This window comes from Vibrio sp. 2134-1 (assembly GCF_033339495.1).
The window spans coordinates 1-736 of the sequence record NZ_JAWOUS010000372.1 but is presented as its reverse complement, the minus strand read 5'-3'; the positions used below and the strand labels follow the sequence as shown (position 1 = coordinate 736).

Here is a 736-nt window from a genome sequence, read left to right as displayed (position 1 = left end):
GGATGGACAAGCTGGTAAACAAAGAGCGCCACGAGCTAGTGTCGAATGATGATCAGCGTATGGTCGATTTCATTCGCATTAAACCGGACGAAAAAGTACAGGAGAAAAAACGCGAACTCCCGAAACCGCCACCACCTAAGCGTCCGCCGCCGCCACCAGAAATGAAGGTGACGTCGACAGTAAAACCGGTGATGGACCAAGTTCCAATGGATATGCCAAAACTCGATCTACCAGTTAACGTCACTGGTGGCTCAGTGCTCGGTCATTACAGCCAAGGTGGCGGAGCGAGACTGGCAGGTAGCGGAGGCCCTGTGCCTTTAGCAACATTCCAACCTCAGATGCCTCGTAAGGCCGCTCGTTCTGGACTTGAGAAAGGTATCGTACTTGTAGAGTTTACTGTTAACGAACGTGGTAGCGTCGAGGACGTCAAAGTTTTAAAAGAGACACCACGCAAGTTGGGCTTGGGACAAGCCGCGAAGAAAACCGTATCTAAATGGACCTTCAAGCCCAAAATGGTTGATGGTAAAGCGGTTAGCTCTCGCCTTTCTCAAGAAATTGAGTTCTCTACAAACTAAGGAGTCATACGTATGAAAGCATATACCAAACTGTTGGCTTCTCTAGTGTTATTGTCAGGCGCGTATGGCGCGCCTGGTTTTGCCAACACTCCGGAGTTGTCAGACAAAACGTTTCGAACGGTAAACAAAGTTCAGGAACTCATTGCTACAGAAAAGTACGC

The 736-nt window shown here is 48.9% G+C and carries 1 protein-coding gene; it reads left to right on the top strand.

The genetic code is table 11. The features are described from left to right. The first annotated feature begins 2 nt into the window (after positions 1–2). Positions 3–575: an energy transducer TonB gene (locus tag R7R78_RS26060; RefSeq protein ID WP_021447310.1), complete on the top strand. Its 573-nt coding sequence runs from the start codon at positions 3–5 to the stop codon at positions 573–575. The last annotated feature ends 161 nt before the right edge of the window (positions 576–736 follow it).